The sequence below is a fragment of the Streptomyces sp. NPDC055632 genome, assembly GCF_053618675.1.
On the sequence record NZ_JBSHHY010000002.1, the window covers coordinates 388,885 to 402,141 of the forward strand.

At 72.7% G+C, this 13,257-nt stretch carries 15 protein-coding genes; 9 read left to right on the top strand and 6 right to left on the bottom strand.

Features of this window, described 5'->3' with window-relative positions; translation table 11 throughout:
* Position 1: 1 nt before the first annotated feature.
* Positions 2-793 (bottom strand): class I SAM-dependent methyltransferase, encoded by a 792-nt coding sequence (locus ACWGSR_RS04360; protein WP_453563410.1) that lies wholly within the window; start codon positions 791-793, stop codon positions 2-4.
* Between the two features lie 468 nt (positions 794-1,261).
* On the opposite strand from ACWGSR_RS04360, the gene ACWGSR_RS04365 reads away from it, so the two are divergent.
* Positions 1,262-2,650, top strand: coding sequence for a glutamate decarboxylase (locus ACWGSR_RS04365; protein WP_453563413.1), 1,389 nt, complete (start codon positions 1,262-1,264; stop codon positions 2,648-2,650).
* Between the two features lie 170 nt (positions 2,651-2,820).
* Positions 2,821-3,231 carry a VOC family protein gene (locus ACWGSR_RS04370; protein WP_383329434.1) on the top strand — a complete coding sequence of 137 codons (411 nt, stop codon included), beginning with the start codon at positions 2,821-2,823 and terminating at the stop codon, positions 3,229-3,231.
* 158 nt (positions 3,232-3,389) lie between these two features.
* Here ACWGSR_RS04370 and ACWGSR_RS04375 read toward each other — a convergent pair whose 3' ends face one another.
* Entirely contained in the window at positions 3,390-3,803 is a 414-nt protein-coding gene (locus ACWGSR_RS04375) for a pyrophosphohydrolase domain-containing protein (protein WP_453563416.1), read from the bottom strand.
* 336 nt (positions 3,804-4,139) lie between these two features.
* Here ACWGSR_RS04375 and ACWGSR_RS04380 point away from each other — a divergent pair, with 336 nt between their 5' ends.
* Entirely contained in the window at positions 4,140-4,736 is a 597-nt protein-coding gene (locus ACWGSR_RS04380) for an RBBP9/YdeN family alpha/beta hydrolase (protein ID WP_453563418.1), read from the top strand.
* On the opposite strand, the gene ACWGSR_RS04385 is transcribed toward ACWGSR_RS04380, so the two are convergent.
* From ACWGSR_RS04385 to ACWGSR_RS04400, 4 genes are all read right to left on the bottom strand, one after another.
* Positions 4,730-5,293 (bottom strand): hypothetical protein, encoded by a 564-nt coding sequence (locus ACWGSR_RS04385; protein ID WP_453563421.1) that lies wholly within the window; start codon positions 5,291-5,293, stop codon positions 4,730-4,732. The genes ACWGSR_RS04380 and ACWGSR_RS04385 overlap by 7 nt on opposite strands.
* Positions 5,294-5,355: 62 nt before the next feature.
* Positions 5,356-5,580 (bottom strand): hypothetical protein, encoded by a 225-nt coding sequence (locus ACWGSR_RS04390; protein ID WP_453563423.1) that lies wholly within the window; start codon positions 5,578-5,580, stop codon positions 5,356-5,358.
* A 66-nt stretch (positions 5,581-5,646) separates the two neighbouring features.
* Positions 5,647-6,447: an alpha/beta fold hydrolase gene (locus ACWGSR_RS04395; protein WP_376233142.1), complete on the bottom strand. Its 801-nt coding sequence runs from the start codon at positions 6,445-6,447 to the stop codon at positions 5,647-5,649.
* A 144-nt stretch (positions 6,448-6,591) separates the two neighbouring features.
* A complete protein-coding gene (locus tag ACWGSR_RS04400; protein WP_376233139.1) occupies positions 6,592-7,563 on the bottom strand; it encodes a hypothetical protein in 972 nt (323 codons plus the stop codon).
* A gap of 229 nt (positions 7,564-7,792) precedes the next feature.
* Here ACWGSR_RS04400 and ACWGSR_RS04405 point away from each other — a divergent pair, with 229 nt between their 5' ends.
* The 6 genes from ACWGSR_RS04405 to ACWGSR_RS04430 all read left to right on the top strand — a co-directional run bounded on the left by ACWGSR_RS04405 (position 7,793) and on the right by ACWGSR_RS04430 (position 13,251).
* Positions 7,793-7,957, top strand: a complete 165-nt coding sequence (locus ACWGSR_RS04405) for a hypothetical protein (RefSeq protein ID WP_376233137.1) — start codon at positions 7,793-7,795, stop codon at positions 7,955-7,957.
* Positions 7,958-8,196: 239 nt separating this feature from the next.
* A complete protein-coding gene (locus tag ACWGSR_RS04410; RefSeq protein ID WP_453563427.1) occupies positions 8,197-9,126 on the top strand; it encodes a 2-dehydropantoate 2-reductase in 930 nt (309 codons plus the stop codon).
* Between the two features lies 1 nt (position 9,127).
* Complete coding sequence (locus ACWGSR_RS04415) at positions 9,128-10,318, top strand: NAD(P)/FAD-dependent oxidoreductase (protein WP_453563429.1); 1,191 nt, start codon at positions 9,128-9,130, stop codon at positions 10,316-10,318.
* Between the two features lie 195 nt (positions 10,319-10,513).
* Positions 10,514-10,813: a 2Fe-2S iron-sulfur cluster-binding protein gene (locus ACWGSR_RS04420; protein WP_376233130.1), complete on the top strand. Its 300-nt coding sequence runs from the start codon at positions 10,514-10,516 to the stop codon at positions 10,811-10,813.
* A gap of 59 nt (positions 10,814-10,872) precedes the next feature.
* Positions 10,873-11,637 (top strand): hypothetical protein, encoded by a 765-nt coding sequence (locus ACWGSR_RS04425; protein WP_376233127.1) that lies wholly within the window; start codon positions 10,873-10,875, stop codon positions 11,635-11,637.
* A gap of 237 nt (positions 11,638-11,874) precedes the next feature.
* Positions 11,875-13,251: an ATP-grasp domain-containing protein gene (locus tag ACWGSR_RS04430; RefSeq protein WP_453563433.1), complete on the top strand. Its 1,377-nt coding sequence runs from the start codon at positions 11,875-11,877 to the stop codon at positions 13,249-13,251.
* The last annotated feature ends 6 nt before the right edge of the window (positions 13,252-13,257 follow it).

Here is a 13,257-nt window from a genome sequence, read left to right on the forward strand (position 1 = left end):
TTCATGCCCTCTTCACCCCGGAGACGACCAGGAACGGCGGGTGGTCGGCCTCCGCCGGGCGGCTGCCCAGGAGGGCCGAGTGCCGGGGGAGCACGGGCTCGTGGACGTCCAGGTCGGTGAAGCCGGCCTTGCCCAGGACGTCGAGGTACGTCTGGCAGGGCCAGTGGTGGCCGGCCTGTTCCAGCGGGGCGGCGCCGTCGGGCCGTTCGAGGAGGGTCGGCCGGAGCTCGCCCTTGGTGTAGACGCGGCCGGGGTCGCCGGCGCGGAAGGTGGAGAAGCGGACGCCGGTGCTGCGCGGGTTGGCGTCGAGGACGGCGTACCGGCCGCCGGGGCGCAGGACGCGGTGGACCTCGGCGGCGATGTCGTGCAGCCCCTCGATCTCCCCGACGGTGACGTAGACGAAGCAGGACATGGCGGCGTCCACGGAGCCGTCGTCGAGGAACGCGAGGCGTCCGTCGTCCTCGATCAGCCGGTGGTCGACCCTCGGGTGAGGGTGCCGTTCGCGGGCGACGGCCAGCATGTGCGGCGAGACGTCGGCCGCCACGACGCGCGCGCCGGAGGCCTCGACGACCCGGACGGCCACCTTGCCGGGCCCGCAGCCGTGGTCCAGGACGGTGCGGACGGCGGAGGAGCCGATGCCGAGGGCGTGGAAGACGGCCGGGTAGCCGATGAGGCGCTCGGGGAGGTCGTCGTAGGAGTCGTAGTTCTCGGCGTTCTCAGCGTTCTCGGCGTTCTCGGCGTTCTCGGCGGTGTCGCCGGTGTCGGCTTCCTTTCGGGTGGTGCTGCTGCTCATGCGGGTCGCCTTTCGGCCTCGGTCGACAGGGGGGGGGCATCGTGGATGATCCACTTCTCCCGGAACGTACTGCTTGTCCCGTGGTGCCGGTATCCGCCCGATCGGTCGTGTCGGCTTGCTCCCGGGGTGTCGTCTCCGCAGGTCGGAGGGGGTACGGCGGGCCCGCCGGGGGCCGGCGCCGCCGGCACGTCACCCGTCCAACGGGTGAACCCCCGATCCGGCCCGTCGTACGAAACCGCAGGTCAGCGGGGGCGGAGCCGTCAAGGCGGCGTGGGACGGGGCCGGGCGGCGCTCCCCCTCACCCACCTGGGCCAACGGCCTCCCCGCTGCCGGGCGCCGCCCCCGCCCCCGTGGGTTGATGAGAGGCACGGGGCCGTCCGCGGTGGGCGTGCCGTCGAGCCGTCGAGCCGTCGAGCCGTCGGGCCGTCGAGCCGTCGTGCTGTCGTGCTGTCGAGCGAAGGGGAAGCCGTGGCGCTCCACGAGATGAAGGCCCCGACGAGTGCTGACGCGAGGACGGACGTGTTCGCCTCGCCGCTCAGCGAGCGGGTCCTGCCGAAGTACCGCATGCCCGAGGAGCCCTCCATGCCGGAGGCCGTCTACGCGATGCTCCACAACGAGCTGCTGCTCGACGGCAACGCGGCGCAGAATCTGGCGACGTTCTGCACGACCTGGTCGGACGACGAGGTCCGCCGGCTGATGGACGAGTGCCTCGACAAGAACATGATCGACAAGGACGAGTACCCGCAGACCGCCGAGATCGAGGCGCGGTGCGTGAACATCCTGGCCGATCTGTGGAACGCCCCCGAGGCCGAGGGCGGCCGTGCCATGGGCTGCTCCACCACCGGCTCCAGCGAGGCCGCCATGCTGGGCGGCCTGGCGCTGAAGTGGCGGTGGCGGGAGCGGCGCCGGGCCGAGGGCAAGCCCGTCGACCGGCCCAACATCGTGGCCGGGCCCGTGCAGATCTGCTGGGACAAGTTCGCCCGCTACTTCGACGTCGAGCTGCGCCAGGTCCCCCTGGAGGACGGCGCGACCGGCCTGCGGCCGCACCAGCTCCGCGCGTACGTCGACGAGAACACGATCGGCGTCGTCGCGATCCTCGGCGTCACCTTCACCTGCGACTACGAGCCGGTCGCGGAGATCGCCGCCGAGCTCGACCGGATCCAGCAGGAGACGGGGATCGACGTCCCGATCCACGTGGACGCCGCCAGCGGCGGTTTCGTCGCCCCCTTCCTGCACCGGGACCTGGTCTGGGACTTCCGGCTCGACCGGGTCTCCTCCATCAACGCCTCCGGCCACAAGTACGGCCTCGCGCCCCTCGGCGTGGGCTGGGCGGTCTGGCGCAGCGCCGACCTGCTGCCGAAGGAGCTGGTGTTCGACGTGAACTACCTCGGCGGCGACCTGCCGACCTTCGCCCTCAACTTCTCCCGGCCCGGCGGTGAGATCGTCGCCCAGTACTACAACTTCCTGCGCCTGGGGCGGGCCGGGTACCGGCGGGTCCAGGGGGTGTGCGCGGAGACGGCCCGGTACCTGGCCGGGCAGGTGGCGGAGATGGGCCCGTTCACCCTGCTCTACGACGGGCAGGGGGCGCTGCCGGCCGTCTCGTACACCCTCACCGATCCGGCGGGCGCGGGCTTCAGCCTGTACGACCTGTCCGACCAGCTCCGGATGCGCGGCTGGCAGGTCCCCTCGTACCCGCTGCCCGCCGACCGGCAGGAGACCGTGATCCAGCGGGTCCTGATCCGGCACGGGGTGGGCCGGGACGAGATCGACCTGCTCGCCCGGGACATGCGCGACTCCCTGGAACGCCTGAGGAAGGGCAAGCCGGCGGACTCGGAACGGGCGGGCTTCCACCACTGAGACGGGGGCGGGCCGGAGTCCGGCCGGGGGCGGGCCGGAGTCCGGCCGGGGTCGGGTCGGAGCCGGCCGGGGTCGGGGTCGAGGTCGGGTCGGAGCCCGGTCCGGCATCGGTCGGGATCGGTCAGGATTCGAGAAGCGGTGTCCGGGAGGGCGGAGCTAGCGTGATGTCCATGGACCTCACCATCCACACCACCTTCCTCCCGCACGACGACCCGGACGCCGCCGTGGCCTTCTACCGCGACGCCCTCGGCTTCGAGGTGCGCAGCGACGTCGGGGAGGGGGCCATGCGCTGGATCACGGTCGGCCCGGCCGGGCAGCCCGGCACGTCGATCCTGCTCGCGCCGCCCGCCGCCGACCCCGGCGTCACCGAGGACGAGCGCCGCGTCGTCACCGAGATGATGGCCAAGGGCACGTACGGCTGGATCCTCCTCGCCACCCGCGCGCTCGACACCACCTTCGAGAAGGTGCGGGACGCCGGCGCCGAGGTCGTCCAGGAGCCGACGGAGCAGCCGTACGGCATCCGCGACTGCGCCTTCCGCGACCCGGCGGGCAACCTGATCCGCGTCCAGGAACTCCGCTGACCCACCGGGACGGAAGGGGAAGTCCGCCATGTGCCACCCCGCGTGGGCCCGCGCCCGCACCGAGGCGCAGCGACTGAAGGACCTGGAGGAGGGGGCGACGGCCGCCGGGTCCTCGGAGGGGGCTCCGCCGCTCCCTCCGGGGGAGCGGCGGGCACGGCTCAGGCCCCCTCTTCCTCCCGGTGGCCCTGGCGCGCCAGAACCTCCGCGACCCGTGGCGGCCGGTACGACGGTCCCTTGAGGACCTTGCCGTCCTCGCGCAGGACGGGGCGGCCGTCCGGGCCGAGCTTCGACATGTTGGCGCGGTGGACCTCGGCCAGGACGGCGTCGAGGTCCACGCCGTGGACGAGGGCGGTGCCGTACGCGAGGTAGACGACGTCGGCCAGTTCGTGCGCGATGTCCACGAGGCGGCCCGCCTCCGTCGCCTCCGCGACCTCGGCCACCTCCTCCTCCAGGAGCGCCTGGCGGTGCCGGGCCAGCTCGGGGGAGACGGCGGCCGGGCGGCCGGTGCCGGTGCCGGTGCCGAAGGCCCGGTGGAACTCGCGGACCAGGTCCTGCGGGGCGGGGGCGGTCATGAGGCCTTCCTCTCGTTCAACTCTCTTCCTTTCCCAGGCGGTTGAATTTCCTCGAAGCGAAGCGAAGTGAAGCGAGGCGAAGTGCCGGGCCGGGGGCAGGGGTTCGAGGCCCTGTCGCTTTCTTCGCACGCGATAGAATCGCACCCCGTCGGGGGAGGGGAGCACGGGGCTTCGGGGGATTCCGAGGGCTCGAACAGGAACGATGGCATCGCGACGCACGAGCACGGCCGACCGGACCGTTCCGGCCCGCGGTCACGGAGATCGCCCGGAGCGGGTGTGCGCCCCGCGCACACCGAGGGCGGCGGAACCGGGCCCCCGGCCCCGAAAGGCGGGGCCGTGCGCTTCCTGACCGTACCGGGCTACACCGGCTCCGGACCGGACCACTGGCAGACCCACCTGGAGAACACCTACGAGGGCTTCTCCCGCGTGGTCCAGGACGACTGGGAGACCGTCGACCGCGACCGCTGGGTCGCCCGGCTCGACGAGGCCGTGCGCGCCGTCGACGGCGAGGTGTTCCTCGTCGGCCACAGCTGCGGCTCCGTCACCGTCGCGCAGTGGGCAGCCACCCGCTACGACGCCCGCGTCACCGGCGCCCTCCTGGTCGCCCCGGCGGACGTCGAGGCCCCCGGCGCCCTGGACGCGATCCGGTCCCAGGCCCCCCTGCCCGCCTCCGCACTGCCCCTGCGGACCCACCTCGTGGTCTCCGACGACGACCCGCACCTGTCGCGGGACCGGGGCGCGGCGCTCGCGGAGGCGTGGGACGCCACCGTCGAGGTCGTCCCCGGCGGCGGCCACCTGGCCACCCGGGACGGCTACGGGCCGTGGGACCACGCGGCGACCCTGGTCGCCCGCCACTCCGGAGCCGTACTGAAGCGACTTCCGTCCGCCCCGGGCGGTGCCGTCGGTGGGGATCGTCGGAAGTCCGATCAGTAGTCGGCGAACGTCCAGAACAGACCGACCTCGGTGTCCGTGACGACGACGAGGCCGCAGTCCTCCACGAGGGTGCTCAGCGGGCTGTACCCCAGGCCCTCCTGTGTGAAGTCGAGGGTGCCGGGCGCGCTGCCCCGCTTGCTGACGTTGGTGTGGTAGGTGGCCTCGTCGCCGTAGCGGGCGAGGATCGTGCGCGCCATCGCCCGCAGTTCGTCCGGGGATTCGTCGAAGTACCGGAGGTTGGACAGGGTGCAGCCCTCCTCCGTGAGGGCGAGGAGCAGGTCCTCGGCGCTGTCCCGGTCGATCTCCTGGAGACGCGGTGCGACGTACTCGGGAGGGTGGACGGCGAAGGGGTAGGTGGGGTTCCCCAAGCGTTCCGGGTCCTTTTCCGGGTTGTCGATGACGGCCCAGCCCCGGGGGTCGGGGACCCGGGCCGTCACCGCGAGGAAGTCGAGGACCCAGTCCTCGTGGCGGCGCGGCCCCGTGGCGATGTACCCGTACGCGTCCCTGTACAGGTGGCGCACGGCGGCGTCCCAGGACGACTGGTCGACGGACTGCATGGGGTGCGGGCCTTTCTAGGGGCTTTACGGGGTCTGCGGGGCGGGCCTGTAGGGCATCGACGTCATGACCGTGAACGGCGGGTGCGGCCGCTGTCGTACTTGATGCGGGTCTCGATGCCGTTCACGTCGTACGCCTTGGCGTCGAGCCCTCCTTCCTCGTACCCGGACTTCGGGTCGCTCGGGTCCACCGGCTGCTTGAACACGCTGCGGCCACTGGTTTCACCGGGCGGCGCGGTCGACCGGAACTTCTCGACATCTCCCAGGATCTCCTTGACGGCCTTCTTCATGGCGCGTTCCATCTCGTGCCAGAGGCCGGGCGTCCGGCAGGGGCGTGCGGGACGTGACGCGGGTGGTCACGCGACCGTTCCGAGGAACTCGCGGAGCGCGTGCCGCAGGGCGTCCGGTCGTTCCAGGTGGACGTCGTGTCCCGCGCCGGGGACGCTCAGGGCCGAGGTCTCCGGCCGCCGTCGGAGCATCTCGGCGATGTCCGGGGGCGGGATGATGCCGCCCTGGCCGAGGACGGTCAGGGTCGGGCAGGTCACGTTCGACCACTCGTCCCAGAAGGACCGCCGGGCGTTCTCCGCCAGCGACGCGACCATCACGTCGCGTTCGAAGCGCGGCCACCAGCCGCCGTCGCGTTCCGTCAGTCCGGCCGCCCATCCCTCGCCGACCGCACCGCCGCCGAGGAACTCGACGGCGGCCTCCCGCGACGGGAAAGGCGTGGGCCAGGAGTCCAGCCACCCCCCGATCTCCGCCTGTACGGCGGGGTTCGGGCCGCCCGGCCCGGCCTCCACCAGGACGAGGGCCCGGAAGAGTCCGGGGTGCTCGGCGGCGGCGAGCATGGCGGTGTGGCCGCCCAGCGACTGGCCCACCAGGACGGGCCGCCGGAGACCGAGCTGTTCGACCACGGCGACGACGTCCGCGACGTACGCGGCCCGGGAGACGTCCCGCGGACGTCGCTCGCTCGCGCCGTGACCGCGCTGGTCGACGGCGACGACCCGATGACGGGTCGTCAGATCCGCTGCCGTGGCGTCCCATTCGCCCACGTGGCCGGCCAGTCCGTGCAGGAGGACGACGGGCGTTCCGGACCCTCCCCAGTCACGGCAGGAGAGGCGGACGCCCTCACGGACGACGGTGTGTTCCGACCAGGTCATGGAGGGTCCTTCGGACGGGGTGTCGGGCAGGGGGAGCACAGGTGCTCGGGAGGGTCGGGAACGCGGTGGGCCGCCTTCGCCCGGCGGCGGAGGCGGAGGCGGCGACGGAGGCGGCGACGGAGGCTTCGGAGGTGGAGGCGGCGGTCAGTCGGTCAGCCAGCCGGCGCGGCGGGCGTAGCTGCCGGCCTGGAAGCGGCTCTGGGCGTCCAGCTCCGTCAGCAGGTCGGCGACGTGGCGGCGGTAGGTGGTCGTCGACATGGAGAGCCGGCGGGCGGCCATCTCGTCCTTCATGCCCGCGTCGAGCAATTGGAGGATGGAGCGGCGGAGTTCTTCCCTGGGGGACGGCTGGGCGACGGCCGCCTCGGTGTCGGCGAAGGGGCGGGCAGAGTCCCAGACGTTCTGCCACGAGCGGTAGAGGTGGCGGACCAGGGACGGTTCGCGCACGACGAGAGCGCCCTGGCCCGTCGGCTGCTCGGGATCGGAGATGATCGCGGTGCTGGCGTCGACCAGCAGGAGGCGGTCGGGGATGTGGCTGACCGTGCGGTACTCCACCCCCAGCGCGGTCATGCGGGTCAGGTGCTGCCGTATGTAGCCGTGGGACAGGGCGGCGTGCGGGTAGAGGGTGCGGCACAGGACGCCGCGGGCGACCGTCTCGGCGGTGCGGCTGTAGCCGTCGTCCAGGGCCTCGGGCGGCGGTACCTGGGGGTGGGCGGCGAGGAGTTCGACCCGGGTCGAGGCCGAGATCCGCTCCAGTGCGACGCGGATGGCGTCGAGCGTGGTGAGGTACTCGATCGGCGCCTTCGTGAAGTGGCCCTGCCACGCCTCCTCGAAGACCGGCTTCATCGCCATCACATGGGCGCTGAGCTCGTCCGCCCGGCGGCGCAGCCGCCTGATGTCGGCCTCGATGGGGCCGACCAGGTGGGTGACGGCGACCTCGGGGTTACTGGGGAGGTATTCGACCGGACTGTCGGTGGACTCACAGGGGCGCGTGGCCTGCCGCGGGCGGAGCAGGCCGAGGGTGGCGAGGTCGGCCACCGCCGCCTCGACCTCGTCCGCCGGCCGGTCCAGCTCCAGCGTGGCGGCGACCGGATGCAGCGAGCCGCACTCCAACGCCATGCGGTAGAGCGTCACATGGAGTTCACAAAACTCCGGAATTCTGTGTTCCGATGCCTCATCTGTCCGGTTTATCACGTTCCTGGATTCCCTTGAGGGTGAGTGGAAGTTGTCTGCGACTTGTCGTCACCGGGTTTCGGTGGCAGTCGGGCGATTACTTCGGCAGGCTGATACCGGAAGGGCCGGGGGATGGCCCTTCGGATCGAAACATGCTTTGGGGGGACGCTTTACCATGGTTACCGCACGTATCGCTTCTGCATTTCTGCTCGCGCTCGCTCTTGCCGGCGTCGTGGCACAGTCCGGGATTTCCGGGGCTACGGTGAACGAGGCCGGTGCGCCTGCCGTGGCCTACGGCAACGTGACCGACGAATTCATCTGGCACACGCTGAAGCCCTGATCGGCAGAGTTGCCGGGCCGACTGCCCGCCGACCGGAAACCGGACTTATAAAAGCGGCAGTGCGGCGCTTGCCCCGTGAACGCCCACCCCGACACCTGCCTCATTGCGGAATTGTCACGCGTGATCCGATTGCGCACACCGTTCGGGTGCACGCAGGACGGGGCACCGCTCGAAAATGGACTATATCAGAGGGCTCTGAAATGGGAACGGACGCTATTAGGGCGAACCGCACCGATGGCATGAAGGTGGCAGTGGTCGGCTCCGGCGGCATTGGCGGCTACTTCGGCGCCCGCCTCGCCGGGGCGGGACACGAGGTGCATTTCGTGGCCCGCGGCGCGCATCTCGCGGCGCTGCGGGAGCACGGCCTGACGGTGGCCGGACCCGACGGGACCACGACCCTGCCGCAGGTGTCGGCCTCCGACACCACCGACGGCACCGGCCCGGTGGACCTGGTCCTGCTCGCCGTGAAGACCTGGCAGCTGGGTGCCGCGCTCCCGCTCCTCGATCCGCTGGTCGGGCCCGGCACCGCCGTCCTGACCCTGCAGAACGGCGTCACCGCGCCGGAGGAGACCGCCGCCGCCGTCGGCCGTGCCGCCGTCCTGCCCGCCGTCGCGAAGGTCATCACCCTGCTGGAGGGCCCCGGCCGGATCCGGCACGTCGGCGGCGCGGGCTCGCTCGCCTTCGGCGAGTGGGACAACCGGGACAGCGAGCGGGTGCGCCGGATCCGCGACGCCTTCGGCGGGGCGGGCGTGCCCGTCATCGTGCCCGAGGACATCTGGGCCGAGCTGTGGGCGAAGCTCCTGTTCGTCGTCCCCTTCGGCGGACTCGGTGCCGTCACCGGGGCGACCATCGGCGAACTGCGCACCCGCCCCGGCACCCGGCGGCTGCTCGCCGACGCCATGGCGGAGGTCCGGCTGGTCGCCGGGGCGCACGGGGTCACCCTGCCCGCCGGGATCGTCGAGGAGACCCTCGCCTTCGTGGACGCGCAGCCCGCCGGGGGCACGTCCTCGCTGCAGCGCGACATCGCCGCGGGCCGGCCCTCCGAACTCGACGCCTGGACCGGCGCGGTGGCGGGACTCGCCGCCCGCGCCGGGATCCCCGCGCCGCTCCACGACCTCCTCCACCAGCTCCTCGCCCTGCGCGAGGAACGTGCCCGCGCGGAGGCGTGACATGACCATCCGGACCGACGAGACCGGCCCGCCGGACGCGAAAGCCCCGCCGTACGCCGAGACCCCGACGGACGCGAAGATCCCGACGGACGCAAAAGCCCCGCCGTACACCGAGACCCCGACGGACGCGAAAGCCCCGCCCGGCACACCCGACCCCGCACCCGACCTCACGACCGGCCCCGCACCCGACCACACGACCGACCTGACCGTCATCGGCGCCGGACCCGCCGGCCTGTACGCGGCGTACTACGCCGGATTCCGCGGTCTGAGCACCACCGTCGTCGACACCCTCGCCCACCCGGGCGGGCAGGTCGCCGCGCTCTACCCGGAGAAGTTCCTGTACGACATCGCCGGGCACCCCGCGATCAGGGGACGCGACCTCGTGGACAACCTGCTCGCCCAGGCCGCCCCGTTCGGGACCCGGTACCTGCTCGGGCAGACCGCCACCACCCTGGTCCGGGACGGCGACGGCTGGCTGGTCGGCACCGACGCGGGCCGGCTGGTCCGCACCGGGGCCGTGGTGATCACCGCCGGCCTCGGCAGCTTCAGCCCGCGCACCCTGCCCTGCGCCGTCCCGTACGAGGGCCGCGGCGTCGCCTACCACGTGGCCCGCCTCGACGACCACCGCGACCAGGACGTCGTCGTCGTCGGCGGCGGCGACAGCGCCGTCGACTGGGCCCTCGCCCTCGCCCCGCTCGCCCGCAGCGTCACCCTCGTCCACCGCAGGGGTGCCTTCCGCGCGCACGAGCACAGCGTCGCGCAGCTCCACCGCTCCCCGGTCGACGTCCTGACCGACGCCCGGGTCACCGCCTGCCACGGCGGTGCCGCCCTGGAGGGCGTGCGGATCACCTCGGGCGACACCGTCCTGGAGCGGCCCGCCCAGGCCCTCGTCGCCGCGCTCGGCTTCACCAGCCGGCTCGGCCCGATCGCCGACTGGGGACTGGCCCTCGACAACCGCCGGATCTCCGTGGACCGGTCCATGCGCAGCAGCCTGCCCGGGGTCTACGCGGCCGGCGACGGCTGCGACCACCCCGGCCGCGTCCCGCTCATCTCGGTGGGCTTCGGCGAGGCCGCCACCGCGGTCAACCACGCGGCCGTGGCCCTGCGCCCCGGCTCCCGGCTCGCCCCGGAGCACTCCTCCGACACCGTCCCGCCCCCGGTCGCCACGCCCGGCGTACTAGCCGCGAGGTGACCGGCCGACCGTCCAGGGGGTGTCTGCCACATGCCCGCGGCGTCGCGGTGTCCGGCACGCACCCTCGCCGCGTTGCCGAACCGCCCACGTGGCTCCGCCACGAGGGCACTCCGGCGCCTTGCGATCGCACGCACCGGACACCGCTCCTTCTTCCGCGCTCATGTGTCAGACACCCCCTAGGAAACCCCAACCCCGATGAAGCTCAAGAAGCTCACGCTCCAGCCGCAGGGCCTGGAGGTCCTGCTCCCGGCGGGTTCCCGCCTCACCGACCTCGAGTACGAGATCCAGGAGCGCGTCATCCCCTTCGGCTGCCGTTCGGGGGCGTGCGGCGCCTGCGTGGTCGAAGTCCTGGAGGGCGGCACGGAGGCCCTGGGCGAACCCGACGACGAAGAACTCGACTTCCTGGAGGACCTCGGCAAGTCCGGCGGCAACCACCGCCTCGCCTGCCAGTGCCGCCTCCTGGACTCCGCGACCCTGCGCGTCGCGGACGCCTGAGCCGTCCGACCCACCCGGAACACCAGCTCATCCCTACACCAGAAGGAACCGTCACCACCATGACCAACCGCGTCATCAACGCCGGCTACGAGAACCGATTCCCGTTCCTCAACGCCGCCCGCTCCCTCGAACTGCGTGCCGAGATGGACGCGCAGATCGACCGGCAGGTGCAGGAGTGGTACGAGACCGTGCCGCACGCCGCCCACCTGGAGGGCAAGAACGTCGACTCGGCGTACTACAAGCGCCACCTGGTCGAGACGGCGTGGCGCATCCGCCTGCTGCGCGTCGCCGAGTCGAAGGCCCTGTCCGAGATCGCCAAGCGCAGCCCCGAGGCCGCGCAGATCTGGGCCAACTACGAGCAGGAGGAGATGCTCCACGACGAGCTCTTCATCGACGACCTCGCCAAGGTCGGCGTCTCGCGCGAGGAGTTCCTCGCCATCGAGCCGTACCTGTCGACGAAGCTGCTCACCGGCTACTTCTCCTACCTCCTCGACCACGAGGGCCCGCTCGGCGTCGTCGCGTACTCGTACCTCGTCGAGTACGTGAACGTGAAGCTGGAGCCGCGCAAGCTCGTCGCGCTCAAGGACTCGGTCGGCGAGGACAAGCTGGCCGGACAGATCAGCCACTCGCACACCGACATCAACGACGACCACCCGGGCGAGGTCTGGGCCGCGCTGCGCTTCCTGATCCGCGGCGAGGAGGACATCGCGGCGCTGCGCACCTACCTGCGCGAGCACCAGTCGATCCTCGCCCTCTACTACAAGGAGCTCTACGAGGACACGATCCTCGGTGCCGAGAAGGCCACGGAGCTCGCGGCCGTCTGACCGGCGGCCCGGCCGGGAACGCGGCGGGCGCCCTCCACACCACCCCCCACGGCGCCCGCCGCACCCACCCCGCCCGCGCGGGGACCCACCGCACCCCCGCTCCCGCGGCGCCCGCCGCACCCCCGTACGCACGGGGGCACCCCCTCGTACGCACGAGGGCACCCCTCCCGTACGCACGGGCCCGCCGCGTCGCCGCCCCGCGCACCGGTTCTGACCTCCCCGCGAAAGGACGGCCGGGTGAACAACCCCCGCAGCCCGCACGACGCCAGCCCGCACGATCCCGCCGACCGCGGGGGCGTCCTCCTCCTCAGCCACGTCGGGTTCTCCTTCCTGGAAGACCTGATCGGCGCGCTCGACAGCCGCGGGACCAAGGCGTACGTCCTGACGTCCCTGCCGCTGCCCGAGCACCTGCCGGAGCGGCTCGACGACCTGGCCGCCAAGGCGTACGACGTCCGGTCGACCGACTCCCACGTGCTGACCCGCGCCGACGTCGAGGAGCACATCGCCGCACTGGGCCGCCGCGGCGAGCGCGTCCTCGGCTGCCTCACCGTCTGGGAGGGCTACCGCCACCTGATGGCGCACGCCAACTCCCTCCTGGACCTCCCGGACCTCGCCGAGGAGCAGGTCCTGGCACTGCGCGACAAGCTCGCGCTGCGCAACGCGCTCGCCGACGCCGGTCTCGGCCGCGCCCGGGCCGCCGCCCTCACGCCCGACTCGCTCGCCGCCCGCCAGGCCGACGGGGGCCGCCACTTCGTGAAGCCGGTCAGCGGCATCGCCTCGCTCGGCACCTTCCCCCTCACCGCCGCCACCACCTGGGCCGACATCGAGCGGATCGCCGAAGAGGCCCGCCGGGACCCGGTCTACGCCTCGGCGTTCGGGCCCGGCGTGCCGTTCCTCGTCGAGGACTACGTGCCGGGCCGGGAGTTCAGCTTCGAACTGCTCGTCGCCGACGGCACCGCGCACCTGGTCGCGGTGCACGAGAAGTGCGAGGTCACCGAGACCGCCGGAGCGGTCCTGGAGAACGCCTGCACCAGCCCGCCGGACTCCCTGGACCCGGCCGGCCTGGCCGCGGGCCGCACCTGGGTGCTCGCCCTGCTCGCCCGCCTCGACCTGCGCTGGGGCTGCTTCCACATCGAGGCCCGCCACCACGAGGGCCGGTGGGAACTGATCGAGGTGAACCCCCGGGTCGGCGGCAGCCTGATCTCGCACAGCGTGAAGGCGCTGAACGGCACGGACGACCTGCTCGGCCTGTGGATCGACCTGCTGCTGGCGGCCGGCCGGCCGGACCCCGACGCCCTCGGCGCCTGGAACCGGCGGCTCGCGGAGATCTCGTACCGCCCCGACGGCACCTCGCCCGCGGACCGGGCCACCTTCTTCCGGGTCTTCTTCGGCGAGCGCGGCCGCATCGCGCGGATCGCGCTCGCCGAGGACCTCCCGGTCCGGCCCGCCGTCGTGCAGATCCTCGCCCGGGCGGGCGACCGGATCGACTCCGAGGCCCGCGAGGTCTTCCTCGGCCAACTGCTGTGGAGCATGCCCCTCGACGAGCGCGAGCGGCTGCTCCCCGAACTCATCCGGGCGTCCCGCGACGCCGTCGAAGTCCAGTACGAGACGTGACACCGT